This window comes from Cryobacterium arcticum, from assembly GCF_003185895.1.
GTDB classification, from domain to species: domain Bacteria; phylum Actinomycetota; class Actinomycetes; order Actinomycetales; family Microbacteriaceae; genus Cryobacterium; species Cryobacterium arcticum.
The window spans coordinates 892,139-916,847 of record NZ_QHLY01000012.1; the positions used below are offsets into that span (position 1 = coordinate 892,139).

Sequence of the window (24,709 nt, forward strand, 5' to 3'; positions counted from 1 at the left end):
ATGGCGGGTTCACATGGCATGGTTGGCCAATCAGTAGTGATCGCGAGAGGGCTTTCGCCATGCAGGATTTGAAAGTTATCGGAGTCGAGAACGGCGCGCTGCTTGCAGCGTCTGAGGAGGGTGATCGTTTTCGGATCCCCATCGACGCAGTTCTCCAGTCCCGGCTTCGCCAAACCCAAACGGATTCGTCTGTTCGGGCCAAGCTCTCCCCCCGGGAGGTGCAGGCGCACATCCGTGCCGGCATGTCGGCGGAGGACGTCGCCGCGGTGACCGGGGCGTCGTTGGACTTCGTGCGCCGGTTCGAGGGTCCCGTCGTCGCCGAGCGCGAGTACATCGTCTCCTCGGCGTTGAGCGTGCCCGTGCACACGGCGATCGATCCGGACCCGGCCGACGAGCCGGCCAACTTCGGCGGTGTCATCCGGGAACGACTGGCGTCGCTCGGAGCCACGAACGAACGCTGGGCGAGCTGGAAGGAACCCGGCGCCGGCTGGATCGTCAAACTGGCCTTCACGGCCGACGACATCGACCACGACGCCCGCTGGGGTTTCGAACCCAAGAAGAACTCGCTCTCGCCCATCGGCAGTGAGGCCATCGCGCTGTCGCAACAGGGTGAGCTCAAGGGCGCCCTGATCCCCCGCCTGCGCGCGGTGGGTGCCGAGACCAGCCTCGCCGACGTCAGTCGTTTCGACAGCGGCGCGTTCACCTTCAAGGAATCGCTCCCCGACGACATCCTCAACGACACCGCTCCCCTGCACGACCCGGTGCCGTATGCGCGCCCGGCCGGCACGACCGAAGCCGTCTCGAAGGCCGCGATCAAGCGCGCAGACGAACCGGCCCAGAGCCTGAGCGAAACCGCCGACCTGCTCGAGTCACTGCGCCGTCGGCGTGGCGAGCGGGAGGCCGCCGCCGGAGAGACCGGTGCCGCCGCTCAGGCATCGGACGCCGCAGCCGACGCACCGAGGCACGAACGTGCTTCGGCCGAGACCGGCATCCGGCTGGTTTCCGACACCCCGACGCCCGCCGCAGCCGACCCGGCACCCGAACGCCCGGATGCCGCCCGGAATGTCTGGGCCAGCCAGGCCGCGACCGGCCAGCCGCGCACCGGGCAAACCGGCCGCCGCGGCCGCGCGTCGATGCCCAGTTGGGACGAGATCGTCTTCGGCGCCCGCACCGACGACGACCTGGCCTGATCCCTCCCCCCGCTGGTGTTTATGCTGATCGGCTGACACTCTGGGGGCGTGACCCACGCCTCCCGCTCCGATATCACCCGACGTCGCCTGGCCAGCCAGGCGCTGACCGGGTCGATCGGTCAGAGCTCGATCGGCGTCGATCCCGCGGACGGTCCCGCGCTGGTCGTCGACCGGATGTTGGCCCTGCAGGCGCAGGACCTGCGCTGGGCCAAGTGGGCCGCCGCCGTGCGCGCACCGGGCAGCACCTCAGCCGATGTCGACCGCCTGATCGACTCCGGGCGTATCGTCCGTTCCTGGCCGATGCGCGGAACCCTGCATTTCGTTCCCGGTCCGGATCTCGGCTGGATGCTCGCACTCAGCACACCGCGGTTGTGGACGGGCTCCGCCACCCGCCGAAGAGACCTGGGCCTGGACGACGCGACCATCGAACAGGCGCGGGCCGTGGCCGTCGAGGCTCTCACCGGCGGCCGCGAACTGAGCCGGTTGGAATTCCAGGCCCTGCTCGAGCGGAACGGCATCGACGCCGGCGGCCAGCGCGGCTACCACCTGATCTGGCACCTCGCCCAGTCCGGCACGCTGTGCTGGGGTCGGCAGCTCGATTCGCAGCAGATGCTCGTGCTCCTGGACGAGTGGGTGCCGCGGATGCGGCGGCTCGAACGCGATGAATCCCTTGGCGAGCACCTGCTGCGGTACCTGACCGGGCACGGCCCCGCCACCCTGAGCGACTTCACCTGGTGGTCGCAGCTCACCGTCGCCGAGGCCAAGATCGCGCAGGCCGTCGCCGCGCCGCAGCTGGTCGAGCTCGAAGTCGACGGCACCGGGTATCTGCTGCCCGCAGCCGAAGATGCCCCGCTCCCCCGGGCGGTCCGCGGGCGAGGGCCGGCCGCCGTGGTGGCACTCGCCGGCTTCGACGAGTACCTGCTCGGCTACCGCGACCGCAGCTTCGCCCTGGATCCCGGCAGCTTCGAGCGGGTGGTGCCGGGTAAGAACGGCATCTTCCTGCCGATCCTGGTCAAGGGCGGCCGCGTGGTCGGCACCTGGCGGCGGGAGTGGAAGCCGCGGCTGATCACCGTACGGCCGGAACCCTTCGACGAACTGCCTGCCGCCGACGTGCGGGCCGCCGAGCGGGCGCTGCACGAATACGGCGACTTCCTCGGCCGCCCCGTGCACGTTCTCCCGGCAGCAGCGCCGGCCGCCGGCTGACCCGCCTGGGCAGAGCCTTTCGACCCCTCAGCGGGCTTGTACCCTATGACAGTGCGAATAACGGCCAACCTGCGAGTGTCCAGACGGATCCCGCTTTTGCAGACCCTCAAAACGTCGGTGGCCGTGGCTTTGGCCTGGATCATTTCACTCTGGTTGCTGCCGGGGGAACTGCCCATCTTCGCGGCGATGGCGGCCATCTTCGTGGTGCAGCCCAGTGTCAACCAGTCCCTCGGGCGCGCGCTCGAGCGCAGCCTCGGCGTGGTCGGCGGAGTGCTCGTGGCTCTCGCGATCGGGCTCGTCTTCGGCCAATCCAGCTGGATCGTGCTCTCGGCGATCGTGCTGTGCATCCTGTTGGCCTGGGCGTTGAAGCTCTCGCCGGGGTCGGCGAACCAGCTGCCGATCAGCGCGATGCTCGTGTTGACCCTCGGCGCCGCCACACCCACCTACGCCAGGGACCGCATCATCGAGACCATTCTCGGCGCAGCGATCGCCGTGGTCGTGAACGCCTGGATCGTTCCGCCGGTGCTGCTCACCCCGGCCCACGACGCCGTCACCCGACTCACGCTCGAGATCGCCGCGACCTTCGACCGGGTGGCCACAGCGCTGCTCAGCCCGCAGAAGTACGCCGACCTGGAAACACTGATGATCCAGGCCCGCCTGCTTCGGCCCATGCTCGCGAAGGCGGAGAAGGCCATCAGCCAGGCGGAGGAGAGCCTCACGCTCAACCCCCGGCAGGCGAAGCACCGCGAGGTGCTGGATGCTGACACCGACCTCTACAGGCGCCTCGTGCCGCTCGTGACCCGTGCCCTGGGCATGACGAGAGCACTGCGGGACCACTACGACGACTCGCTCCACCTCGAACCCACGGTGCAGGCGTACGCGATCGAACTCGAACGCGCGGCGCACGACCTCCGGCTCCTGACCATTGCTCCGGCGGCGGCCGCGGCGGACAATCCGGTGGTGGAACCACCGGCGCTGACCGCACCGCTGATAATCATGACGCCGCACCCTCAGCACTGGATCCTGATCGGCGCGCTGATGGAGGACCTGCGCCGCGTGCGCGAGGAAATCACCGGCGAGTAGGCTTCCGGCATGCCGAGCAGCCCGGACGCCGAGAAGCCAGAGCCAGAGGGCGCGCACGGCCCCGCAACGCCACCGGCCGCGGGCCCGGCAGGAGCGGCCGCCGACCGGCGCACCGTGCTCTCCACCAGGCGCCTGGAGTCGTACACCGACGGTGTCTTCGCCATCGCAGCAACCCTGCTGGTGCTCAACCTCTCCATCGACGGTTTTGGCACGGTGCGCACCGATGCCGGTTTCGTGCACCAGGTCTTCGCGGTGGCCCCCAGCATCCTCAACGTGGTGATCAGCTTCCTGCTGCTCAGCGTTCTCTGGCTCATCCATGTGCGCCAGTTCGAATTCATCCCCAGGGTCGACACTACGATCGTCTGGCTGAACAACTTCCGGCTGCTCGGGGTGGTGCTCGTGCCGTTCACCACCAGCCTCAACGACGAGTTCAGCCGTTTTCTGCTCGGGCGCACGCTGCTGCCGCTGAACTTCGTGCTCATTCTGTTCTTCAGTACCTGGCAGTGGTTCCACGCGAGTTCACCGCGCCGGCAATTGGTGCAGGGCGCGTCGGCGGAGGCCGTGCACAACGGCAGGGTGAACTCGGTCAGCGCACTCGCCCAGGCCGTGTGCGTGGTGCCGCTGGCCACGCTGATCGGCTCCGCCGCCTTCTTCCTGTTCGCTCTCGACCCGCTCATCAATCGGGTGTTGCGGCGCACGGGGGTGGTGAGACCCACACCCGACGGCGTGGTCGTCGACTGAGCCGCGCGCTCAGAGTGGGTTGACACCAAAAACGGGGACCCCACTCGGTGGGATCCCCGTTCGGTCAGGCTGTCGCCGACTGAAGATTTAGGCCTGGAGGGCGCCCTGCAGGTCGAGGGTGATGGTCACCTTGTCGCCGAGGAGCACGCCGCCGGTCTCGAGGGCCGCGTTGTAGGTGAGGCCGAAGTCCTCGCGGTTGATCTCGGCCTTGGCGGTGGCGCCGAACTTGTAGTTGCCGTAGGGGTCTCCGCCGAAGCCACCGAACTCGAAGTCGAAGGTGACGGGCTTGGTAACGCCCTTGATGGTGAGGTTGCCGTCGACGAGGTAGTCGCCCTTGTTGACGCGCACGCCGGTCGACACGAAGTCGATGGTCGGGTAGGTCTCGGCGTCGAAGAAGTCGCCGGTGCGCAGGTGGCCGTCGCGGTTGGGCTCGTTGGTGTTGATCGACGCGACCTGAGCGGACGCGGTGACGCTGGCTTCGAGGGGGTTCTCGGTGGTGACGAACGTGGCGTCGAACTTCTCGAACGAGCCCTTGACCTTGCTGATCATGATGTGGCGGATGCTGAAGCTGACCGCGCTGTGGGTGGGGTCGATGGTCCAGGTTCCCGCTTTGTAGCCGGGGATGCTCGTGGTGTCGATGTCGCTCATGGTGCTCCTCAAGTACGTGGGGCAAGTGGATTCGTCGCCCTCAGGTATATGCAATTGCATACGACCTCAGGTTATTCCATGGATCCCGAAGAAAAATGTGAACGCCTGATTAACGCCGTAGGCTCGCCCTGTCGAAGGGAACGATCGTGGTCACAGCGAGCAGCGCCGGCACCGAACCGGCGGTGGGCCGTGCTCCCCTGGGCATTCGCGACATCGCCCCGGAGAGCGTGCTGGTTCTCGCCGGCGGCCGGGCCATCCTGCTGCAGCTCGCCAACCCGGCCGTCGGGCACGGTGTCGCCCGGCACAGCGACTTCGCCACCCGACCCCTGAATCGGCTGCACGGCACGCTCGCCTATGTCTATGCGGTCACCTGCGGCACCCCGATCGACCGGGCCGCGGCCGTGCGACGGGTCGCGCTGGCCCACCGGCCGGTGCACGGTCCGGCGCCAGATTCGGCAGACCCGGTCGGGCACCCGACGGCGCCGGCCTACAACGCCTTCGATCCCCGCCTGCAGCTGTGGGTGGCCGCGACCCTGTACGACTCCGCCACCCGCATGCATAATCTGGTCTATGGGCCGTTGGCCGACATCGACGCTGAGGCGGTGTACCGGGACTACGGCGTGCTGGGCACTGCCCTTCAGGTGCCGCCGGGCCTGTGGCCGGCCGACCGGGCGGCCTTCGAGGACTACTGGCGCGCCGAGGTGGGCACGCTGGCCACGGATGGGACGACGCGGGCGGTGGCGGACCAGCTGCTGCACCCGGCCCGGGGTCCGATCGGGCTGCGCCTGGTGATGCCGCTGGCTCGGCTTCTGACGACCGGGCTGCTGGAGCCTGCTGAGCGCGACCTCTTCGCGCTGCCCTGGTCACCGGGCCGGCAGCGCCGGTTCGACCGGTTGATCCGGCTCGTGCGCGTCGTCTACCCGCGCCTGCCCCGCTGGGTGCGTCACGCGCCGATGAGGCACTACCTGCGGCTGGGCCGGGAGGCCCAGCCGCCCGGTGGTTAGAAGAAGTCGTCCGGTGTGCCGGCGGCGCGGGTCACCGCGGCGGTGGAGATCCCGGCGCCGTCGAGCTTGGCCATGGCCACGCGCAGCCCCGACTCCATCTGAGACGCCCAGACCTCGGTTTCGCGCGCATCGGCCTGCACGCCTTCGAGCTTCTGGATCGCCGCTTCCTTGTCGCCTCGTTCGGTCTTGACCTGCTGGATGCTCAGGGTGACCGCGTAGTACGCGGCGACCATCGAGGCGATCGGCGTGGCGATGACGGCCAGGGCGATGACGCTCTCGTTGGAGACGTTGACGAAGATCATGATCAGGAAGGCGATGGTGAGCACGGCGATGCCGACCAGCACCACCAGGGCGGCGCGCTGCGGCGGACCGGTGCGCAGGTCGCTGATCAGGGTGCGGCGCTCGGATTTCGCCGGGCGAACCGGTGCGGAGTCGTCGGCGGGGGCAGGCGCGGTCGCCTCGGCCCTGGGCATCTCCAGGCGTTCCGTCGAGTTGGCGGTGTCGAGCGGGCGGGTGCGGTCGAACGGGTCGTAGCTCTGATCAGTCATGGTCACTCCGTAATCGAGGAAATCGCGGGCACGGTCGTTAGGGTGCTGGCGGCTCTGTCGTTTCTGTCGGTGAGGGTAGCGCGTCGCCGGGGAGGAAGACGCGCTTGTAGCTCCGGCCGTCGGCCAGCTCGACCGTGCGACTGATCAGCCTACCCCGGGTCACCTGTTGATAGACCGCTTGCGCCGTGACGCCCAGCAGCGCGGCGGCCTCGGTGACGGAATGGCCGGGCAGGTCGGTGGGCACGCTGCTCGGCCGGGTGCTGCGTTTGCGTCCCGCGTCCAGCCGGGCGGCGATCTCGGCGTCGGTACCGGCCCAGCGCCACTTGGCCGCGGTGGGTTTCAGGCCGGCCGCGTCGGCGATCTCCGGCCAGTTCACGCCGTCGGCGAGGGCGGCACGCACGCTCGCGAGGGCAGCCGGATCGGCGTCGAGGTCACGCAGCAGCACCCGGATGGCCCGCAACCGCTCCACGGGAGCGGCTGACGCGTCACCGTCCACGTCGGTGAGCCGGGCCAGCGCCGCGGCGCTGTCCGGTGATAGGAAGTACCCCATCGTTCCTCCTGGGTAGTCGGTGGTGCTCAGTCTGAGACGCTGTCCGCGCCCAGCACCGTCACCGAGTGCGGCGCGACCAACACCCGCCCGGCGCCCGGCTCCGGCGCGGCATCGGCGTTGTTCGCGAAGGCCAGCAGCACAGAGCCGTCCACTGTGGGCACCCAGCGGCCGCTGGTGGACAGGTTGATCACGATGTCGATCGCGCCCCGGCCGAACCGGAGCCAGCCGTCGGCTTCGTCGAAGTCCACCGACACCCGGCCGAGCCGCGGGTCGGTGAGGTCGGAGAAACGCCGGCGTAGCCCGGCCAGATCGCGGTAGAGCGCCAGGAGCCGGCCAGCATCCGGTCGCTGGAGTTCGGACCAGTCGAGCGTGGACCGGCTGAAAGTGGCGGGGTCCTGCGGGTCGGGCACGACGGAGGGGTCCCAGCCCATCCGGGCGAACTCCCCGATCCGGCCCTCCGCGGTGGCCCGGCCGAGCTCGGGTTCCGGGTGGGAGGTGAAGAACTGCCACGGTGTGCGTGCGCCCCATTCCTCGCCCATGAACAGCATCGGGGTGAACGGGCCGAGCAACGTCAACGCGGCGGCGATGCCGAGTTGCCCCGTGTCGAGGTGCGCGCTGAGCCTGTCACCGATGGCCCGGTTGCCGATCTGGTCGTGGTTCTGCGACGCCACCACGAGACGCCAGGCAGGCATCTTCTCGGTGTCGATCGGACGGCCGTGGAGGCGGCCGCGAAAGCTGGAGAAGGTGCCGTCGTGGAAGAAGCCCCGGGTGAGCACCTTGGCCAGCGCGCCCAACGGGGCGAAGTCGGCGTAGTAGCCGACGGTCTCGCCGGTGAGTGCCACGTGCACGGCGTGGTGGAAGTCGTCACTCCACTGCGCGTCGAGCCCGTACCCGTTCGCCTCGCGCGGGGTGATGAGTTTGGGGTCGTTGAGGTCGGATTCGGCGATCAGGGACAACGGCCGGCCGACGTGGGCGCTGAGCACGGCGACCTCGGTGCCGAGTTCCTCGAGCAGGTGCACGGCAGAGGAGTCCTTGAGGGCGTGCACGGCGTCCAGGCGCAGGCCGTCGACATGGTAGTCGCGCAGCCACATCAGGGCGCTGTCGATGATGTACCGACGCACCTCGCCGGAGTCAGCCCCATCGAGGTTGACCGAGGCGCCCCAGGTGTTGCCCTCTGCGTCGCTGAGGTACGGACCGTAGACGGGCAGGTAGTTGCCGCTGGGCCCGAGGTGGTTGTGCACGACGTCCTGGATCACGCCGATGCCCGCGGCGTGGCACGCATCGACAAAGCGCTGATACGCGGCGGGGCCGCCGTAGCCTTCGTGCACGGTGTACCAGAGCACACCGTCGTAGCCCCAATTGTGGGTGCCGTTGAACCCGTTCACCGGAAGGATTTCAACGAAGTCCACCCCGAGCTCCACCAGGTGGTCGAGGCGGCCGGCGGCGGCGTCGAGGGTGCCCTCCGGGGTGAACGTGCCGATGTGCAGTTCGTAGATGCTGCCCCCGGCCAGCTGGCGTCCCGTCCAGTCGCCGTCGCGCCAGGTGTGCGCGCCGGGGTCGAAGGTGCGGGAGAGCTCGTGCACGCCGTGCGGCTGGCGACGGGAGCGCGGGTCGGGGTACGGGCCTGACCCGTCGACGAGGAAGCCGTAGTCGGTTCCCTCGCCGGCGTCGTCGGCGGGGAGGGTGCCATGCCACCAGCCGGCCTCATCGCGGCTCATGGCCAGTTCGTCGTTCCCCGTAGCCAGCAGGACGGTGTCGGCGTTCGGTGCCCAGACTGCGACGGGGGCGTCTGGCGTGACGTCGGTGCTCATGGTGCGGTCTCCTCGGCGAGTGTGGGGTCGGTGTCGATCGGAACGAGCAGGGCCACCGGGTACGTCGCCAACAGCTCGGCGACGAGCACCTGGCCGCCGTCGAAGCGGGCTCCGGTGAGCACATCCTGCCAACGGTGCCCGGCGAGCATCACGGTGGTGTCCGCCCAGCCGGTGCGGGCGAGGCCGACCGGCAGCCGGCTGGCCAGCGTCACCGCTCCGCCGCGGTCGAACGCGACCACGTGCCCGGCGGCCGCGCCGAAGGCCTCGACCGGTGCGTGCCGCCGGAACAGCTCCGGCCGGTCCCGGCGCAGGCGCAGGGCCCTGGTGGTGACCAGGAGCTTGGCCGCGCCGGTGTCGTCGATGGGCGGTAGCCAACCGCCGGTGATCCGGGCCAGGAGGTCGCGGCGCACGCCGTAGTCCACCGGGCGGCGGTTGTCGGGGTCGACGAGGGAGGTCTCCCAGAGTTCACTGCCCTGGTAGACGTCGGGAACGCCGGGCGCGGTGAGCTGAATGAGCTTGAGCGAGAGCGAGTTGCTCCAGCCGGCCCGCTTCACCCGGTCGACGATGCCCGTCACGGTGTCGGCCAGCGGTCCCGGTTCCGCCAGGGACCGCACGAGGGCGCGCATGGCGTTCTCGAACTCGTCATTCGGCGCGGTCCAGGTGGTGGAGAGGTTGGCTTCGCGGGAGGCTTTCTCGGCGTAGCCGATCAGGCGGTCGGTCGCGGCGGGCCAGGAGCCGACGATGGCCTGCCAGAGCAGGTTCTCGAACGGGGCGTCACCGAGCGGGGCGAGGGCGCGCAACTCCTGCAGCACGGCCGCCCACTCGTCGGGAATCTCCGCGAGGACCGAGATGCGGGCACGCACGTCTTCGCCGCGTTTGGTGTCGTGGGTGGAGAGGGTCGTCTGGGAGCCCGGAGCGACCGCCAGCCGGGTCTGCTGGCGATGGTGGAACTCGTCGACGGACACGGCGAATTCGCTCGGGTCTGCGCCGACCTCGTTAAGGGAGGTGAGCCGGCTGTACCGGTAGTAGGCGGTGTCCTCGACCCCCTTGGCCATGACCATTCCCGAGGTCTGCTGGAAGCGCACCGCGGCGGGATGCGCGGGGTCGCTGAGGGAGGGCAGCAGCGCGGTGAGGGTGGCATCGAGGTCGGGGCGGCGCTGCCGGGCCAGCCGCACTGCGGTGTCGAGTTCGTGGCGGCCCACCGGCAGGTAGGAACGGTAGACCGGGAACCAGGCGATCAGTTCGGCGAGGGCGTCCCACACGACGGCCGTGCGCTCCGGCGTGTCAGCCACCTCGGGCAGCAGGCGTGCCAGCCGGCGCACCTCGCTCTGCAGGATGCCGTCGGCGATGGCGCGTTTGCCGGTGTAGACCAGCTCGGTCCAGGAGACCGGCTCTGCCGGGGTGCCCGATGGGCGGCGCTCGGCCTGCAGGGTCGCCTCCAGGGCGTCCAACCGGTCCTGACCGGCCGGGTCGACGAGCACGCGGTCGAAGTCGTTGAGGGCGTCATAGCCGGTGGTGCCGTCGGTGGCCCAGTTGCTGGGCAGTTGTTCCTGGCCCTCCAGGATCTTCTCGACCAGGAGGTATCCCCCGCCCATGGCGGCGCTGAGCCGGTCGAGGTATCCGCCCGGGTCGGCCAGGCCGTCGGGGTGGTCCACCCGCAGGCCCTGTACCTGTCCGGTGTGCACCCAGCGCAGGATCTCGCGGTGGGATTCGTCGAACACCCAGGGCACCTCCACGCGCACCCCGGCGAGGGTGTTCACGGCGAAGAAGCGGCGGTAGTTGAGGGAGGCATCCGCTCGCCGCCAGTTCACCAGCTGGTAGTGCTGCCGGTCGTGTACGACCCGAGCGGAGGCTCCGTCGCTCGCGGTGCCCGGGGCGAGGGGGAACCGGTTGTCGTAGTAGCGCAGCTCGTCGCCGACCACGCTGAGCTGGTCGAGTTCGGTGTCACCGTCGCCGAGCACGGGCAGCAGCAGCCGTCCGTCGCCGGCCGGCCAGTCCACGTCGAACGCCTCGGCGTAGCGGGAACCCTGCCCGGTCTGCAGCAGGTCCCACCACCAGGCGTTCGTGTGTGGCGTGTTCACGCCCATGTGGTTGGGCACGATGTCCACCAGGATGCCGCGGCCGGCAGCGGCCACCCGCTCCGACAAACGCTTGAGGGCATCGGGGCCGCCGCGGGCGGGATCGACGCTGCCGTGGTCGACGACGTCGTAGCCGTGATCCGAGCCGGTTTCGGCGGTGAGCAGCGGTGACAGATAGATCCAGTCCGCGCCGAGCTCACTGACGTAGTCGAGCACGGCGGCTGCCTCGTCCAGGTCGAAGGCGGAAGTGATCTGCAGGCGATAGGTCGAGGCGGGGATGCGCACCGGGCTACTCCTTGGCGGCGTAGGGGTCGGACACCACGGGCAGAGTGATCGTAGCGGTCGGCGGCGACGGGTGGCTGGCCAGGGAGGCCGCGACGGAGTGATCCGGCGCCACTTCCGGCTCGTGGTACTCCCGGAGCACCACGAGGGAGCGGCCCTTCACGGTGTGAATCGCGCCGGCGGGGCGGGGCAGAGAGTCCGCGCCCTCTCCCCCGGTGTCGATCACGATCTCCCAGGCCGGTGAGTATTCCTCGCTGGGCAGCGTGAACTCGACGTCCTCGCCATCCGCGTTGAAGAGCAGGATGAAGTTGACGTCGGTGACATCCCGGCCGCGGGAGTCGCGTTCGCGGATGCCTTGGCCGTTGAGGAACATGGCGACGGTGCGGGAGCGGCTTTCGTCCCACTCCTCGGCCCGCATCTCTTCACCGTCGGTGTTCAGCCAGACGATGTCGGCCAGCGGGTCGCCTTCGCCGCGATTACCCGGGTGGCCGTCGAAGAAGCGGCTGCGCCGGAAGGTGGGGTGTTCCTTGCGCAGCCGCACTACGGCGGCCGTGAACTCGATCAGGGGCTGGTCGGCTTCGTCCCAGTGGATCCAGCTCAGCTCGGAGTCCTGGGCGTAGGTGTTGTTGTTGCCCTGCTGGGTGCGACCGAGTTCGTCGCCGTGCAGGATCATCGGAACGCCCTGGGAGAGCAGCATGGTCGCGATGAAGTTGCGCTGCTGACGCCCGCGCAGGGTGCGGATGGCGTCGTCGTCGGTGGGACCCTCGACGCCGCCGTTCCAGGACCGGTTGTGGCTCTCGCCGTCGTTGTTGTCCTCACCGTTGGCGTCGTTGTGCTTCTCGTTATACGAGACCAGGTCGTTGAGGGTGAAGCCGTCGTGGGCGGTGACGAAGTTGATCGACGCGACCGGGCGGCGACCGGAGTGCTCGTAGAGGTCGGCCGAGCCGGAGATGCGGGAGGCGAATTCGCCGAGCGTCGAGGGCTCTCCGCGCCAGAAGTCGCGCACGGTGTCGCGGTACTTGCCGTTCCACTCCGTCCACTGCGGCGGGAAGTTACCGACCTGGTACCCGCCGGGGCCCACGTCCCACGGCTCGGCGATCAGCTTGACCTGGGAGACGATCGGGTCCTGCTGCACGAGTTCGAAGAACGTGGAGAGCTTGTCGACGTCGTATAGGTCGCGGGCGAGAGCGCTGGCCAGGTCGAAGCGGAAGCCGTCGACGTGCATCTCGATGGCCCAATACCGCAGCGAGTCCATGATGAGCTGGAGGGAGTGCGGGTGGCGGACATTCAGGGTGTTTCCGGTGCCGGTGTAGTCCATGTAGTAGCGGCCGTCGTCATCCATCAACCGGTAATACGCGGCGTTGTCGATGCCCTTGAACGAAATGGTCGGGCCCAGGTGGTTGCCCTCCGCGGTGTGGTTGTAGACCACGTCGAGGATAACCTCGATGCCGGCGGCGTGCAGGTTCTTCACCATGCCCTTGAACTCCTGCACCTGCTGGCCGAGGTCACCGCTGGAGGAATACGCGTTGTGCGGCGCGAAAAAGCCGATGGTGTTGTAGCCCCAGTAGTTGTTCAGGCCCTGGTCCTGCAGGGTCGAGTCGTTGACGAACTGGTGCACCGGCATCAGCTCGATCGCGGTGACGCCGAGTTTCTGCAGGTGCTCGATCACGGTGGGATGCGCGACGGCCGCGTACGTCCCCCGCTGGGATTCCGGCACGTCCGGAAGCAGCTCGGTCAGGCCCTTCACATGGGCCTCGTAGATGACCGACTGGCTATATGGCGTGCGCGGTGACCGGTCGCCGGTCCAGTCGAAGAAGGGGTTCACGACCACACCGAGCATCATGTGCGGGGCGGAGTCCTCGTCGTTGCGGGAATCGGGGTCGCCAAAGTTGTAGGAGAACAGTGCCTGGTCCCAATCCATGACACCGCAGGTGGCCTTGGCGTATGGGTCGAGTAGCAGTTTGTTCGGGTTGGCCCGTTTGCCCTCACTGGGGTTGTACTCGCCGTGCACGCGGTAGCCGTAGCGCTGGCCGGGCTGCACCTCCGGCAGGTAGACGTGCCAGACGAACGCGCTGGACTCACGGACCTCGACGGGCGTCTCCGCTCCGTTCTCGTCGAACAGGCAGAGCTCCACCCGTTCGGCGGCCTCACTGAAGAGGGCGAAGTTGGTGCCGCTGCCGTCATAGGTCGCGCCGAGCGGGTAGGCAGATCCGGGCCAGGTTTCCAAGGAGACTCCTCGAGGAAGAAAAAGAGCGAACGGGTTGAGTGTGGGCGGTTGCCTGAGCCAGGCCCACCCGTTCACGCTACCCCGTCCGGGAGGACGGATTTGCCGCTCAGGCCATGAGTTCGTGTACGAGGGGCGCCACTTCGGTGCCGTAGAGCTCGATGCTGGTCATCAGCTTTTCGTGCGACAGGGTGCCCAGGCTGTACTTGAGGTCGAACCGGGAGAGTTCGAGTCCCGTCGCCATCTTCGCGATTTTTGTCGCGACGGTCTGCGGAGAGCCCACGAACAGCGCGCCGTCCGGACCGGCATCCTGCTCGAACCGGGCCTTGGTCGCCGGGCCCCAGCCGCGCTCGCGGCCGATCCGGTCCTGCATGGCCCGGTAGTGCGGCCACATCTCCTCGCGAGCCTGCTCATCGGTGGCCGCAATGTACCCGGGCGAGTGCTCGCCGATCGGAAGCGCCTGGCGGCCGAACTGGTCGAGCGCCCGGTGGTACAGGTCCACGAATTGGGCGAATGCCAGCGGCTCACCGCCGATGATGGCCAGCATCAACGGCAGTCCGTAGTGCGCCGCGCGCACCACCGACTGCGGGCTGCCGCCCACGCCGATCCAGGTCCGGATGGAGCCGGACTCCGTGGGTGGGAAGACCCGCTGGTCGGTCAACGATCCGCGCGTGCTGCCGGACCAGGTAACCGGCTGTTCCTTGAGCAGTTCGGTGAACAATTCGAGCTTCTCCTCGAAGAGCTGTTCGTAATCGCTGAGTTCCAGGCCGAAGAGCGGGAAGGACTCGGTGAACGAGCCACGACCGAGGATGACCTCCGCCCGGCCGTTGGAGACCGCGTCGAGGGTCGCGAACCTTTGGAACACCCGCACGGGGTCGTCGGAGCTGAGCACCGTGACCGCGGAGCCGAGCTTGATGGTGCTGGTCTGGCCGGCGATCGCAGCCAGGACGACTTCGGGAGCCGAGACGGCGAAGTCCTCCCGGTGGTGCTCGCCGATGCCGAAGAAGCTCAAGCCCACCTGGTCGGCGAGTATGCCTTCGGCGACGACGTTGCGCAGGGTTTGGGCCTGGCTGAGCAGGCTGCCATCCGCGGCGTAGGTGACGTCGCCGAACGTGTCGAGACCCAGTTCCAGTGTCGGTGCCATGTGTGGTGCGCCCTTCAGTTCAGTTTGCATGCATACGCATACTAGGGCCCAACCTGCGTCGGTCGTCGTCTATTCCGACCGCGGTCTCAGTCGGTGTCGCCGGTGGCGACAGCGGGAAGGATGTTGTGGTTGCGGCGCAGCAGATTCTGCGGGTCGTACTCGCGCTTGAGCAGCGCCAGTCGTTCCAGCTTGGCCGCGCCGTACACCTGCTCGGCCTGCCGCACCGGATCTGCGCCCTGCTCCTCGCCCAGAAAGTTCACATACCGGCCACCGGTGCCGAGGGGTTCGACCTCTGCGCCGAACTCGCGGATGAACGCCATCCGGGCGAGATCGTCGGCCGGTTCGGCCCAGAATCCGTAGATGTTCAGCCAGAACCTGGCCGAGCGGCTGGGGAATGGGGTGTCCTCCTCCGGTACCCGCCCGAAGGCGCCGCCGAGGTGATGGATGTCGAAGCCGGTGCCGATCCAGGTTTGCTCGGCGCCCCGGCGCATCAGGGCGGCGATCACTTGGGCATCCAGCCGGTCGAACGAGGTGTTGCGCCAGTACCCGCGCGCTCCTTTGGGGAACAGGCCGTCGACCCCGGATTGCCAGGCCGACCAGCTCACCCGTTCCGAGGCCTCCATGGACGGCGGCGCGGCCCGCCGGAGGTCGTCGACGAGCTGCTCTGCCCGGTCGGTGTCGTCGCCGGCCCAGGCGAAGCCGAGCAGGATGAGCGGATCAGAGCCGAGCCCCATGCTGGGCGGCGGCACCGTGAAGGTGAGCACAGAGGTCATGGCGTCGGGCAGGTCCCTGGTCCAGCGCTCGTATGCGGTCAGGGCCGTCTCCCACAGTGGGGCCCGGTAGATGAAGTTCGCCGTGAACGGCCTGCTGGGCAGCGGATGCGCCCGGAAGGTGAACTCGGTGACGACGCCGAAGTTCCCTCCCCCGCCTCGCAGCCCCCAGAACAGGTCGGGGTTGACCGACTCGCTGGCCCGCACCGTCTCACCACCCACCGTGACGACCTCGGCCGAGATCAGATTGTCGACGGTGAGGCCGTGCGCCCTCGTCAACCAACCCACGCCGCCGCCGAGGGTGAGGCCGGCGATTCCGGTGTTCGACACGACTCCGACCGGCACGGCCAGGTTGAACGGTTCGGTGGCCCTGTCCACCTGGGCGAGGGTGGCGCCGGCCTGCACCCTGACCCGGCCGGCGCCGGGGTCGACCGCCACGGCAACGAGCCCCGATAGGTCCAACACCAGGCCGTCGTCCACGGTGCCGTTCCCGGCCACGTTGTGGCCGCCGCCGCGGATGGCCAGGGGCAGGCTCTGCTGCGACGCCAGCGCGAGTGTCGGCGCGATGTCGGCGGTCGACCCGGCCCGCACGACGGCGATCGGCCGTCGGTCGATCATGCCGTTCCAGACCCGCCTGGCGTCGTCATAACGCTCATCCGTGGCATCGATCACCTCGCCGGCAATGGCAGCGCGCAGGCGCGAGAGCATTGTGCTGGTGTGGGCGTCCGTGCTGGTGTGGGCGTCTATGCCGGTGCGGGTGTCGTGGTTGGCATTCATCGGGGTGTCCTCCGCTCGGGTCGGCGTCTCGCTACCGGCGCCGGCCTGCCTCCTGCCTCGGCGCCGTCAGCGACCATGACAGCACCATCAGTGTTCGATGGCAACGCCCGTCAGGGACTCGGTGACCCGGCCCGCCGCCACTCTCCAGTGCCGGTCGAGGCGCACGGTGGCGAGCATCCGCCGGTCATGCGTGACCAGCAACAGGGTGCCGGTGTAGGACTCGAGGGCGTGTTCGAGCTGTTCGATGGCGGCCAGGTCGAGGTGGTTGGTGGGTTCATCCAGCACGAGCAGGTTGACGCCGGTGGCCTGCAGCAGGGCGAGGCCCGCCCGGGTGCGCTCACCGGGTGAGAGGTCGTCTGCCGGCCGGTTGACGTGATCGGCGGCGAGCGAGAACTTGGCCAGCAGGGTGCGGATCTCGCCGGCTGCGAGGTCGGGCAGCCTGGACTCGAAGATCTCCACCAGGGTCGCTCCCCCGGTGACGCTGGCCCTGGCCTGGTCGATCTCCCCGATCTGCACGCTGGCGCCGATACTCGCCGTGCCGGAGTCCGGCGCCTGCCTGCCCAGCAATGCCCGCAGCAGGGTGGTCTTGCCCGCACCGTTCGGCCCGGTGATACCGATGCGTTCTCCAGCGTTCACCTGTAGCGAGACGGGTCCCAGGACAAAGTCCCCCTGGCGCAGCACGGCCTCGTTCAGGGTGGACACCACGGTGCTCGACCGCGGTGCTGATCCGATGGTGAATTCGAGTTGCCACTCCTTGCGCGGCTCGTCCACCTCGTCGAGCCGCGCGATCCGGCTCTCCATCTGGCGCACCTTCTGCGCCTGCTTCTCACTGGATTCGGCGGCAGCCTTGCGGCGGATCTTGTCGTTGTCGGGTGACTTCTTCATGGCATTGCGCACACCCTGGCTCGACCACTCCCGTTGGGTGCGCGCCCGACCGACCAGGTCGGCCTTCTTGTCGGCGAACTCGTCGTACGCGGCGCGCTTGTGCCGCCTGGTCGTCTCCCGTTCCTCGAGGTAGGAGTCGTACCCGCCGCCGAAGACCCGGTTGGCTCCCTGGGCGAGGTCGAGCTCGAGCACCCGGGTGACCGACCTGGCCAGGAATTCGCGGTCGTGGCTGACGAGCACGACACCACCGCGGAGACCGGTGACGAAGGCCTCGAGGCGGTCGAGCCCGTCGAGGTCGAGATCGTTGGTGGGTTCGTCGAGCAGCACGATGTCGAACCTCGACAGCAGCAGTGCGGCGAGCCCGACCCGGGCGGCCTGTCCGCCGGAGAGCGACGTCATCAGCGCATCGGCGGCCACGTCGGTCTCCAGGGTGAGGCCGAGGTCGAACAGGACGCCGGGCAGCCGGTCGTCGAGGTCGGCCGCGCCGCTGGCCAGCCACCGGTCCAGGGCGGCGGAGTACACATCATTGGGGTCTGCCGCTCCGGGTTGGGCGGGTTCCGCCAGCGCCGCAGCGGCCGCATCCATCTGACGTGTCGCCTCAGCGCAGCCGGTGCGCCGGGCGATGTAGCCGGTGACGGTCTCGCCGGGGAGCCGTTCGTGTTCCTGGGGCAGCCAGCCGACGAAGGCGTCTGACGGTGACATCGAGACCGTGCCGGCCTGGGGTTCGGCTAGCCCGGCCAGCAGGGTGAGCAGGGTGGACTTGCCGGCCCCGTTCACCCCGACGACGCCCACGACGTCGCCGGGCGCGACGGTGAGGTCGAGGGAATCGAACAGCGTACGGTGCGCGTAGCCACCGGCCAGGCCCTTGGCGACGAGAGTTGCGGTCATCCCCCTAGTTTCGCAGCTTGCACGAAGCTTCCGTGAATGCTCGGTTCGCTGTGGCGGGCAGGCTGCCCGGGAGCGTGCGTTCGTCGCGTCTCCTGTCGTGATCAACTCCCCCGCAGGAGGCGAATCGAGCAACAATATCCAGAACCCGGGCGGCATCCTGCTGCCCCAGGATGGAGGCATCATGCCGGAGACCGAACTGATCACCCTCTGGGTAACAGCGCGCTGGCACATCATCGTGTCCCAGCTCGCACCCACATTCCTGCTGACCGCCGTGGTCGGTTTCACCGCCCTCGGCCTGGGCGACACCCCGCTGAGCGTGCGGCTGGCCGCCGCCGGTGTGCTGCTCGCCTCAGGCATCCTCGGCGCCATCGCCCAGATCGCCTGCGCCGCTGAGGGGCTCGCGATCATCGACGATCTCCGCGAGCTCGACGAGCCCACAGCGCTGAGCCGGCGCATCATCGCGTCCGCGCCTTGGCTCGGGGTCGTGCGTATCGTCACGCCCGCCATCTTCGTAGTGGTCTACCTGGCTCTCCTGGCCGCCCTGTTCCTCACCTAGGAGCAGCCGGCCGGGTCAGCCGGGGCGGGGTCAGTCCATCGCGTCGAGGTACAGCCAGGAGCCCGCGACCTTCTCGAACCGGCTGGCCTCGTGCTGCGACCCACGCACACCGTCGTGGCGGTAGAAGGCCGTGAATTCGACGAGCCCGGTGTCGTCGAGCATCCCACCGCGCACCGTCCGTTCGATGTCCAGCCTCAACCACCGCACTGTCGGGTCGAGCTCGAGAGTGTCCGGCCGGGTCGCCGGATGCCAGGTGCGCAGCAGATAGGCGTCGTCGCCGACGGCGAACGCGGCGTACCGAGAGCGCATGAGCTTCTCGGCGGTCACCGCCCGCGACTCTCCTCGGTGCAGCCGGCCGCAGCAGTCGGCATAGCCGTTGCCGCTCAGGCACGGACAGGCCAGCCCGGAAGGACCCTGCGGAGCACGGCCGGCGATGGGCTCGACGGGACCTGGGTCTGTGGCGTCGGAATCTGGCACCCAGCCATTATCGGTCAGTGGGCGGCGGCCGATCGCCTCAGGCTGACGTCACCCGCACCAGCGCCTCGTTGAGAGTCCGGAGGCGGGGTGACCAGAACGGGTCGAACCGGGCGAAGTACACGGCGCCGAGTGCTTCCAACCCGTGCGAATTCACGGCGGCCAGCAGTTCCCGGCCGTGCGCGGTGAACCGAGATGTGCTCCATCCGCCGGGAAAACGCAGGGCGGCGGCCTCGTGGGCCGGCATCGGCTTCAGCATCAGCGTCGCATCGGTCGGCGCTGGCACCTCAGCGGGGTCTGTGGCGGGCAGGATCATACTGACCAGGTGGGTGGATTCCCCGGCCTGTTCCTGCAGCACCGGGCTGGCCGGCAGGAGCGTGCGGGCCGCCAGGTTGTCACCGCCGAGATACCGGAACAACGCCCCGGCGCCGCGCCGCGCGGCGTGACGGAAGTCCCCGCTGACCTGTACCTGAAGCAGCACAGCCGGCGGGTAGCGACGCACGTCGAAACCGGGAAAGGCCCGCACGACGGTATAGCCGTGTTCCTGCGTCATGCCTGGAGTGTAATCCCGGTGCCGGATGCCGACAGGCCTTCGGTCGCCGGTGGCAGGGTCTGGCCCGGCTCACTGGAGGAATCAGGCCTTTTTGACCACGCTGGACTTCAGCTGGGTGGTGACACCCTCGATCCTGGCTTCGATATCGTGGTCGCCGACACCCTGGCGCAGCCGGATGTCGCGCACCTTGGTGCCGACCTTGATCACGTTGGAACCGCCCTTGACCTTGAGTCCCTTGACGATGGTGATCGAATCACCGTCGGCCAGCGGGGTGCCGAACGCGTCGGTGATCACGGCCGCGGCAGCAGGCTCATCGGAGTCGGCGGCCACAGGCGCCCATTCGTGACCGCACAGCGGGCAGACCAGCAGCGACCCCATCTCATAGGTCATGTCGCTGGAGCATTCGGGGCAGGCTGGCAGGGTCTCGTTCACCTCCCCATCGTATGGCGTGGGCGCCCGCCCGAAAACGCTCGGCCGTCGCCGGGCTCAGACCAGACCTGAGAATGCCGTCAATTTCGTCGCCACAGCCGCCGAATAAGCGTACTTTGGCCGGTAGATCGTGTCGTTGCCGCGCGTCGGCTACGAGGCGTACCCACCGAAGCTGCTTGTCGAAGGCGGACCCATGGACCCGAATCTCCACCCGAATTGTGCGCTGCTCCCCGACCGGGCCGGGTGGTCGCGGTGAGTCTGCTGATTGAGGTCTTCCTCGCACTGGGGGCCATCACCCTCATCTCCATCGGCACGGTCGTGGTGATCACCAGGCTGGTCGTCGGCCGGGTGCGCCGCAGCCGGACCGTCAACGCCGCCACCCTGCGCGCCCGCGCCAGGGTCACGGTCGGTCCGCAACGCGAGGTGCTCAAGCAACGATTACGGCTGAGCGAGACCCTCGACAGCGGCCAGGCCGCGATCGACCTCGCCGGCCGAGCGGACACCCTGCGCGGGGAGTTGCGCCGGCTGTTCCGCCGCATCGTGGATGAGGGCGTCGCCCTGGAAACCCAACTGCACCTGCTCGAGAGCGAGCGGGACGCGGTGGTCCTCGCCGAGGCGATTCCGGCGGCCACCCGTCGGGTCGACCAGGTGGAGGGGCTCGTGCGCCGCGTGCGCGCCGCGGTCGCGGCCGGGCTCGGCGACCGCACCGACGACAACCTGTCCGCGTTGTACGCGGACACCGACCGGGAAATCATCGCACTCGCGGCCGGCGTGCGGGAACTGCACCTCCTGAACGGCCTTGACCATCCCGGCCACGACGACACCCGCCTTCGCGGCGACCACAACTCGCAGCGTTCGCTGTCGATGGAGAAACTGACCAGGGGGGACCGATCATGACCTTTGCATCGCGGTTGCGTGTCATCTTTCGCAGCAAGACTTCTCACGCCCTCGATCGGCTCGAAGACCCGCGGGAGGCACTGGATGACAGCTACGAACAGCTGGTGCTGATGCTGCAACAGGTGCGGCAGGGGCTGGCCGAGGTGGCCACGGCCAAGAAGAGGATCGAATTGCAGGGTCAGGAGATGGGTGCCCGCCATCAGCGGCTGGCCGATCAGGCCGGGGAGGCTCTTGCGCAGGGCCGGGAGGACCTGGCCCGGACCGCGCTGGAGCGGCGCGCCCTGCTGGAGAACCAGGTCGCCTCGATTCGTGACCAGTACACGGTGTTGCAGCAGCAGCAGGCCCGGTTGCAGGACAACGAGAGGCGGCTCGCCGAACGCGTTGCCATGTTCCGCACCGAGAAGGAGACCATCAAGGCGAGTTACGCCGCCTCCCAGGCACAGGTGAAGGCCAACGAGGCTGCGGCCGGCATCGGCTCGCAGATGAACGACGTCGGCGCCAACCTGGACCGGGCCAAGGACCGGGTGGCCCAGATGCAGGCGCGGGCCGCCGCCACGGACGAGCTGCTTGCCACCGGCGCCCTCAACGACCTCACCGCGGCGCCGGACGCCGACCTGGAACGGCAACTCTCGTCGGGCGCGATCGCGGCGGATGTCGAACGTAAGCTGCAGGCGATGAAGGATGCGGGCGCATCCGCCGGTGGTGGGCGCAGCCAGGGCCGCAACCCGGACGCCTGGCTGGGAATCGGGCGGGGGCCGGCGCAGTAGTGACGTGCGGGCCGCGCTCCCTGCTCAGCGGGGACACCGCAGTCCGGAACACCGCGAGGCGTTCAGGCGGCGCGCACGGCCCGTAACTCCGGGTACGCCTCGCGCAGGTCGCGTTCCACCCTGGCCTGCAGGGTGAGGCTCACCGCGGGGCACCCCGCGCAAGCGCCGCGGAGCCGCACCGTGGCCACTCCGTCACGAGCGGAGACGACTGCGACCGAACCGCCATGGGAGCGGATGAAATCTCCGGCCCTGCCGGCCAGCACGGCCTCGGTCGCAGCGAGCAGCCTGGCGTCGGTTGACCGGTCCGGCCCCTCACCCAGAGTCCATGTCCCGGCCTGGTTCAGGGCGGAGTGCAGGGCCGCGCGGACGGCGGCGCCCTGACCTGGCCAGGTCGCCCCCTGACCCAGGGCGATGACCAGGCCGGCGTGGTCGACCCGCATCCACTGCACGGTTCCCGCGGCCAGCAGCGCGCCGAGCGCGCCCGGAACGGCGAGCACGTCTCCCTCCGGGAGGATTCCCGCGGGAAGGATCCAGCGCAGGCTGTGCGGTTCGCCGGCAACCGCCTCCGGGTGGGTCGGGATCACGGTGTGGCGCCGGCGGCCGAGGCGAGCAGCACCGCGCCGTGGGCCAGCCAGGCGCCGAGCCATGCCAGCGCGAACATGTAGCCGAATGCGATCAGCGGCCATCGCCAGCTGCCGGTTTCGCGCCGCATCACCCCGACCGTCGACATGCACTGCAACGCATAGACGAAGAAGACCAGCAGCGCGGCCACGGTGGGAGCGCTGAAGACGGGTTCACCCTCGTGGGCGCCATCCGTGTAGGTCATGGCCGCCAACGCGTCAGCGGGGTTGTCAGGGTCGGTGGCGGATGCGATCTGGCCGAGCGTGGCCACAAAGGCCTCCCGGGCCGACAGCGAGGCGAGCACCCCGACGTTGACGCGCCAGTCGAAACCGAGCGGGTCGAAGACGGGTTCTACGGCCCGGCCGATCGCGCCCGCCGCATTCGTGTCGAGCACGTATGCCGACACGGCGCCGTCGTCGGCGGGATCGAGTCCGGCGGCGCGGAGTTCCGCATCGGTGTGGAGCGGCAGGTTGAGCAACAGCCAGAGCAGGATCGTGGTGACCAGGATAATGCTGCCGCACTTCCGCAGGAACGCCGCGGCCGACCCCCACATCGACAGGGCAATGGACCGTAGGGTCGGAATCCGGTAGGGCGGCATCTCCATGTAGAACGGCATCAGCAGGCCGTCCCTGTCCTGGACAGCCTTGACGATCCAGGCGGCGACCATGGCCGAGACGGCGCCGAGCAGGTACAGGCCGAACATGACCAGCCCCTGCACCTGCAGCGGGCCGAACCTCTCCTCCGGGCTCACCAACAGACCGATCAGCAGAATGTAGACCGGCAACCGGGCCGAGCAGGTCATCAGCGGGGCGGCCATCATCGTGGCGATGCGGTCCTTCGCCGAGGGCAGGGTGCGGGTGGCCATGATTCCAGGCACCGCGCAGGCGAACGACGAGAGCAGTGCGACGAAGGCGCGACCCTCGAGTCCGGCGGCACCCATGACCCGGTCCATCAGGAAAGCCGCCCTGGACATGTAGCCGATGCCTTCCAGCAGGGAGACCAGCAGGAACATCAGCAGGATCTGCGGGAGGAAGATCACGACCCCGCCGACTCCGCCGAGCACGGCGTCGCCGAGGAGCCCCGCGAGCCACGGCCAGGTGACGACCCGCTCGACCAGATCTGCCAGGCCGGCGAACAGCACCTCGACCAGGCTTTGCAGAGGGGCGGCGAACGCGAAGATCACCTCGAAGAAGGCCACCATCACTGCGGCGAAGACCAGCGTGCCCCAGACCGGGTGCAGCAGAACGGCATCGATGCGTGCGGTGCGCCTGTCGGGCCCGGCCGGCTGGTACCGGGCCGTGAGGAGCACCGAATCCACCCACGAAGCCAGTTCGGCCGCGTCGGCCGGAGCATCCAGCACCGGCCGGGACCACTCGCGCCAGCTCGTCAGGGCGCTGCGCAGCTCCGCTATGCCGAGGCCCCGGTGCGCGATGACTCCGACGACGGGCACGCCCAGTGCCCGCCCCAGCGCGGCGCTGTCGAGCGTGCCGCCGCGCGCGCCGAGTTCATCGGTGAGCGTGAGTGCGATCAGCGTGGGCTGGTGCAGCGCGAGAACCTCGGCAACCAGATGCAGAGACCGCCTGAGGGCGGTGGCATCGACGACCAGCACAAGCGCGTCGGGACTGCCGATTCCGGGCAGGTCACCGCTCAGGGCGCTCACGACGACCTGCTCGTCCGGGCTGATCGGACTGAGCCCGTACGTTCCCGGCAGGTCTTCCACCGCGAAACGCTGGGCATCGACGGTCAGGAGCCCGGTGGATCGTGCGACCGTCACGCCGGGGTAATTGCCGGTCCTCGCGTTCAGGCCGGTGAGCCGGTTGAAAATGCTCGTCTTGCCGGCGTTCGGGCTGCCGACCAGCACGATCCGGGCGGCGTCGGAGGCAACTGACGTTGTGCCGCCGCTGTGGCAGGACTCCATCACGAGGCTGCGCCTGCTTCGGTCATCACCGGTGGGTCGAGTTCGACCGTGACCAGGGCTGCCTGGGCGTCGCGCAGGCAGAGGTCGAAATCGCAGACCCGGTACACCGACGGGTCGCCGAGCGGCGCTCGGCGCAACGGGCGGATGGAGGTGCCCGGCAGCACCCCGAGGGCTCCGAGCCGGTCGGCGAGCCGCCGGCCGAGGTCACCGACCTCGGCGCCGACGGCCAGAACACGGCCGAGACGTCCGACCTCCAACTGGTCCAGGGTGAGGGTACCGGCGGAGCCTGGCCTGGCGGCACTTTCGTTGCTGCTGTGCACGGTTGTCATCGGCATCCCCAGGATTCTGGTCTCTGTGGCCGCCGGTCGGCGACCCTCCCTCAGCGTAGGAGAGATTAGGGTTGCCTTACCTTTGTTCAGTCGCACAGATGTGCAATCGCCAGGTCGCCGCGGAGCGTTCACGTGCGCAGAAAAATTCCTGGAAATGATTTCGCCGACGCTCCGGATGCGGACAGAAAAAACCCCCGATGACGATTGTCATCGGGGGTTTTACTTCACTTCGGTGGATCCGAGGGGATTCGAACCCCTGACCCCCTGCATGCCATGCAGGTGCGCTACCAGCTGCGCCACGGACCCAGACTTTGTTTCGAATTCCTCCGAAACAACTTC

The 24,709-nt window shown here is 68.9% G+C and carries 23 protein-coding genes and 1 tRNA gene; 8 read left to right on the top strand and 16 right to left on the bottom strand.

Annotated features, from left to right (window positions below):
• Positions 1–59: 59 nt before the first annotated feature.
• The 4 genes from sepH to CTB96_RS13855 all read left to right on the top strand — a co-directional run bounded on the left by sepH (position 60) and on the right by CTB96_RS13855 (position 4,217).
• Positions 60–1,190 carry a septation protein SepH gene (gene sepH, locus CTB96_RS13840; RefSeq protein ID WP_110127440.1) on the top strand — a complete coding sequence of 377 codons (1,131 nt, stop codon included), beginning with the start codon at positions 60–62 and terminating at the stop codon, positions 1,188–1,190.
• A 48-nt stretch (positions 1,191–1,238) separates the two neighbouring features.
• A complete protein-coding gene (locus CTB96_RS13845; RefSeq protein ID WP_110127441.1) occupies positions 1,239–2,393 on the top strand; it encodes a winged helix DNA-binding domain-containing protein in 1,155 nt (384 codons plus the stop codon).
• A gap of 96 nt (positions 2,394–2,489) precedes the next feature.
• Positions 2,490–3,476 (top strand): FUSC family protein, encoded by a 987-nt coding sequence (locus tag CTB96_RS13850; protein WP_345788782.1) that lies wholly within the window; start codon positions 2,490–2,492, stop codon positions 3,474–3,476.
• A 9-nt stretch (positions 3,477–3,485) separates the two neighbouring features.
• Complete coding sequence (locus tag CTB96_RS13855; RefSeq protein WP_110127443.1) at positions 3,486–4,217, top strand: TMEM175 family protein; 732 nt, start codon at positions 3,486–3,488, stop codon at positions 4,215–4,217.
• 87 nt (positions 4,218–4,304) lie between these two features.
• On the opposite strand, the gene CTB96_RS13860 is transcribed toward CTB96_RS13855, so the two are convergent.
• Positions 4,305–4,865, bottom strand: a complete 561-nt coding sequence (locus tag CTB96_RS13860) for a YceI family protein (RefSeq protein ID WP_110127444.1) — start codon at positions 4,863–4,865, stop codon at positions 4,305–4,307.
• A 146-nt stretch (positions 4,866–5,011) separates the two neighbouring features.
• Here CTB96_RS13860 and CTB96_RS13865 point away from each other — a divergent pair, with 146 nt between their 5' ends.
• Complete coding sequence (locus tag CTB96_RS13865; protein ID WP_110127445.1) at positions 5,012–5,869, top strand: oxygenase MpaB family protein; 858 nt, start codon at positions 5,012–5,014, stop codon at positions 5,867–5,869.
• On the opposite strand, the gene CTB96_RS13870 is transcribed toward CTB96_RS13865, so the two are convergent.
• The 8 genes from CTB96_RS13870 to CTB96_RS13905 form a co-directional block, all read right to left on the bottom strand.
• Complete coding sequence (locus CTB96_RS13870; RefSeq protein WP_110127446.1) at positions 5,866–6,417, bottom strand: hypothetical protein; 552 nt, start codon at positions 6,415–6,417, stop codon at positions 5,866–5,868. The two genes, CTB96_RS13865 and CTB96_RS13870, sit on opposite strands and share 4 nt — an antisense overlap.
• 37 nt (positions 6,418–6,454) lie before the next feature.
• On the bottom strand, positions 6,455–6,967 hold the full coding sequence (locus tag CTB96_RS13875; protein WP_110127447.1) for a hypothetical protein: 513 nt from the start codon (positions 6,965–6,967) through the stop codon (positions 6,455–6,457).
• 26 nt (positions 6,968–6,993) lie between these two features.
• Positions 6,994–8,778 carry a malto-oligosyltrehalose trehalohydrolase gene (gene treZ / locus CTB96_RS13880; protein ID WP_110127448.1) on the bottom strand — a complete coding sequence of 595 codons (1,785 nt, stop codon included), beginning with the start codon at positions 8,776–8,778 and terminating at the stop codon, positions 6,994–6,996.
• Positions 8,775–11,141 carry a malto-oligosyltrehalose synthase gene (treY, locus tag CTB96_RS13885; RefSeq protein ID WP_110127449.1) on the bottom strand — a complete coding sequence of 789 codons (2,367 nt, stop codon included), beginning with the start codon at positions 11,139–11,141 and terminating at the stop codon, positions 8,775–8,777. Before treY ends, treZ begins: the two co-directional genes overlap by 4 nt.
• A 4-nt stretch (positions 11,142–11,145) precedes the next feature.
• Positions 11,146–13,365 (bottom strand): glycogen debranching protein GlgX, encoded by a 2,220-nt coding sequence (glgX, locus tag CTB96_RS13890; RefSeq protein ID WP_110127450.1) that lies wholly within the window; start codon positions 13,363–13,365, stop codon positions 11,146–11,148.
• Positions 13,366–13,471: 106 nt separating this feature from the next.
• The gene (locus tag CTB96_RS13895) at positions 13,472–14,506 is read right to left on the bottom strand and encodes an LLM class flavin-dependent oxidoreductase (RefSeq protein WP_110127451.1); all 1,035 of its coding nucleotides are present in this window, start codon (positions 14,504–14,506) and stop codon (positions 13,472–13,474) included.
• Positions 14,507–14,592: 86 nt separating this feature from the next.
• Positions 14,593–16,053, bottom strand: a complete 1,461-nt coding sequence (locus CTB96_RS13900; RefSeq protein ID WP_248283379.1) for an FAD-binding oxidoreductase — start codon at positions 16,051–16,053, stop codon at positions 14,593–14,595.
• Between the two features lie 87 nt (positions 16,054–16,140).
• Entirely contained in the window at positions 16,141–17,826 is a 1,686-nt protein-coding gene (locus CTB96_RS13905) for an ABC-F family ATP-binding cassette domain-containing protein (RefSeq protein ID WP_110127452.1), read from the bottom strand.
• A gap of 97 nt (positions 17,827–17,923) precedes the next feature.
• On the opposite strand from CTB96_RS13905, the gene CTB96_RS13910 reads away from it, so the two are divergent.
• The gene (locus CTB96_RS13910) at positions 17,924–18,382 is read left to right on the top strand and encodes a hypothetical protein (protein ID WP_110127453.1); all 459 of its coding nucleotides are present in this window, start codon (positions 17,924–17,926) and stop codon (positions 18,380–18,382) included.
• A 30-nt stretch (positions 18,383–18,412) separates the two neighbouring features.
• Here the strand turns inward: CTB96_RS13910 and CTB96_RS13915 are convergent, their stop codons facing one another.
• The 3 genes from CTB96_RS13915 to CTB96_RS13925 all read right to left on the bottom strand — a co-directional run bounded on the left by CTB96_RS13915 (position 18,413) and on the right by CTB96_RS13925 (position 19,841).
• The gene (locus CTB96_RS13915; RefSeq protein ID WP_427846506.1) at positions 18,413–18,817 is read right to left on the bottom strand and encodes a YchJ family protein; all 405 of its coding nucleotides are present in this window, start codon (positions 18,815–18,817) and stop codon (positions 18,413–18,415) included.
• A gap of 79 nt (positions 18,818–18,896) precedes the next feature.
• Complete coding sequence (locus CTB96_RS13920; protein ID WP_110127454.1) at positions 18,897–19,409, bottom strand: SOUL family heme-binding protein; 513 nt, start codon at positions 19,407–19,409, stop codon at positions 18,897–18,899.
• A gap of 81 nt (positions 19,410–19,490) precedes the next feature.
• Positions 19,491–19,841: a zinc ribbon domain-containing protein YjdM gene (locus tag CTB96_RS13925; RefSeq protein WP_110127455.1), complete on the bottom strand. Its 351-nt coding sequence runs from the start codon at positions 19,839–19,841 to the stop codon at positions 19,491–19,493.
• Positions 19,842–20,090: 249 nt separating this feature from the next.
• Here CTB96_RS13925 and CTB96_RS13930 point away from each other — a divergent pair, with 249 nt between their 5' ends.
• Positions 20,091–20,735 carry a hypothetical protein gene (locus CTB96_RS13930; RefSeq protein ID WP_146215821.1) on the top strand — a complete coding sequence of 215 codons (645 nt, stop codon included), beginning with the start codon at positions 20,091–20,093 and terminating at the stop codon, positions 20,733–20,735.
• Positions 20,732–21,502 (top strand): PspA/IM30 family protein, encoded by a 771-nt coding sequence (locus CTB96_RS13935; protein WP_110127457.1) that lies wholly within the window; start codon positions 20,732–20,734, stop codon positions 21,500–21,502. The genes CTB96_RS13930 and CTB96_RS13935 overlap by 4 nt, the downstream gene beginning before the upstream one ends.
• 62 nt (positions 21,503–21,564) lie before the next feature.
• Here the strand turns inward: CTB96_RS13935 and CTB96_RS13940 are convergent, their stop codons facing one another.
• The 4 genes from CTB96_RS13940 to CTB96_RS13955 all read right to left on the bottom strand — a co-directional run bounded on the left by CTB96_RS13940 (position 21,565) and on the right by CTB96_RS13955 (position 24,676).
• The gene (locus tag CTB96_RS13940; RefSeq protein WP_181397262.1) at positions 21,565–22,086 is read right to left on the bottom strand and encodes a NifU family protein; all 522 of its coding nucleotides are present in this window, start codon (positions 22,084–22,086) and stop codon (positions 21,565–21,567) included.
• Positions 22,083–24,041 carry a ferrous iron transporter B gene (gene feoB, locus CTB96_RS13945; RefSeq protein ID WP_110127459.1) on the bottom strand — a complete coding sequence of 653 codons (1,959 nt, stop codon included), beginning with the start codon at positions 24,039–24,041 and terminating at the stop codon, positions 22,083–22,085. Before feoB ends, CTB96_RS13940 begins: the two co-directional genes overlap by 4 nt.
• The gene (locus CTB96_RS13950) at positions 24,041–24,376 is read right to left on the bottom strand and encodes a FeoA family protein (RefSeq protein WP_110127460.1); all 336 of its coding nucleotides are present in this window, start codon (positions 24,374–24,376) and stop codon (positions 24,041–24,043) included. The genes feoB and CTB96_RS13950 overlap by 1 nt, the downstream gene beginning before the upstream one ends.
• A gap of 227 nt (positions 24,377–24,603) precedes the next feature.
• Positions 24,604–24,676, bottom strand: a tRNA-Ala gene (locus tag CTB96_RS13955).
• Positions 24,677–24,709: the final 33 nt, after the last annotated feature.

What these genes read in the sequence shown, in the direction of transcription:
- sepH (WP_110127440.1), top strand. Translation starts at nt 60, where the DNA reads ATGCAGGATTTGAAAGTTATCGGAGTCGAGAACGGCGCGCTGCTTGCA.
- CTB96_RS13855 (WP_110127443.1), top strand. Translation starts at nt 3,486, where the DNA reads ATGCCGAGCAGCCCGGACGCCGAGAAGCCAGAGCCAGAGGGCGCGCAC.
- CTB96_RS13860 (WP_110127444.1), bottom strand. Translation starts at nt 4,865, where the DNA reads ATGAGCGACATCGACACCACGAGCATCCCCGGCTACAAAGCGGGAACC.
- CTB96_RS13870 (WP_110127446.1), bottom strand. Translation starts at nt 6,417, where the DNA reads ATGACTGATCAGAGCTACGACCCGTTCGACCGCACCCGCCCGCTCGAC.
- CTB96_RS13875 (WP_110127447.1), bottom strand. Translation starts at nt 6,967, where the DNA reads ATGGGGTACTTCCTATCACCGGACAGCGCCGCGGCGCTGGCCCGGCTC.
- treZ (WP_110127448.1), bottom strand. Translation starts at nt 8,778, where the DNA reads ATGAGCACCGACGTCACGCCAGACGCCCCCGTCGCAGTCTGGGCACCG.
- CTB96_RS13895 (WP_110127451.1), bottom strand. Translation starts at nt 14,506, where the DNA reads ATGGCACCGACACTGGAACTGGGTCTCGACACGTTCGGCGACGTCACC.
- CTB96_RS13900 (WP_248283379.1), bottom strand. Translation starts at nt 16,053, where the DNA reads ATGAATGCCAACCACGACACCCGCACCGGCATAGACGCCCACACCAGC.
- CTB96_RS13905 (WP_110127452.1), bottom strand. Translation starts at nt 17,826, where the DNA reads ATGACCGCAACTCTCGTCGCCAAGGGCCTGGCCGGTGGCTACGCGCAC.
- CTB96_RS13920 (WP_110127454.1), bottom strand. Translation starts at nt 19,409, where the DNA reads ATGACGCAGGAACACGGCTATACCGTCGTGCGGGCCTTTCCCGGTTTC.
- CTB96_RS13935 (WP_110127457.1), top strand. Translation starts at nt 20,732, where the DNA reads ATGACCTTTGCATCGCGGTTGCGTGTCATCTTTCGCAGCAAGACTTCT.
- feoB (WP_110127459.1), bottom strand. Translation starts at nt 24,041, where the DNA reads ATGGAGTCCTGCCACAGCGGCGGCACAACGTCAGTTGCCTCCGACGCC.
- CTB96_RS13950 (WP_110127460.1), bottom strand. Translation starts at nt 24,376, where the DNA reads ATGCCGATGACAACCGTGCACAGCAGCAACGAAAGTGCCGCCAGGCCA.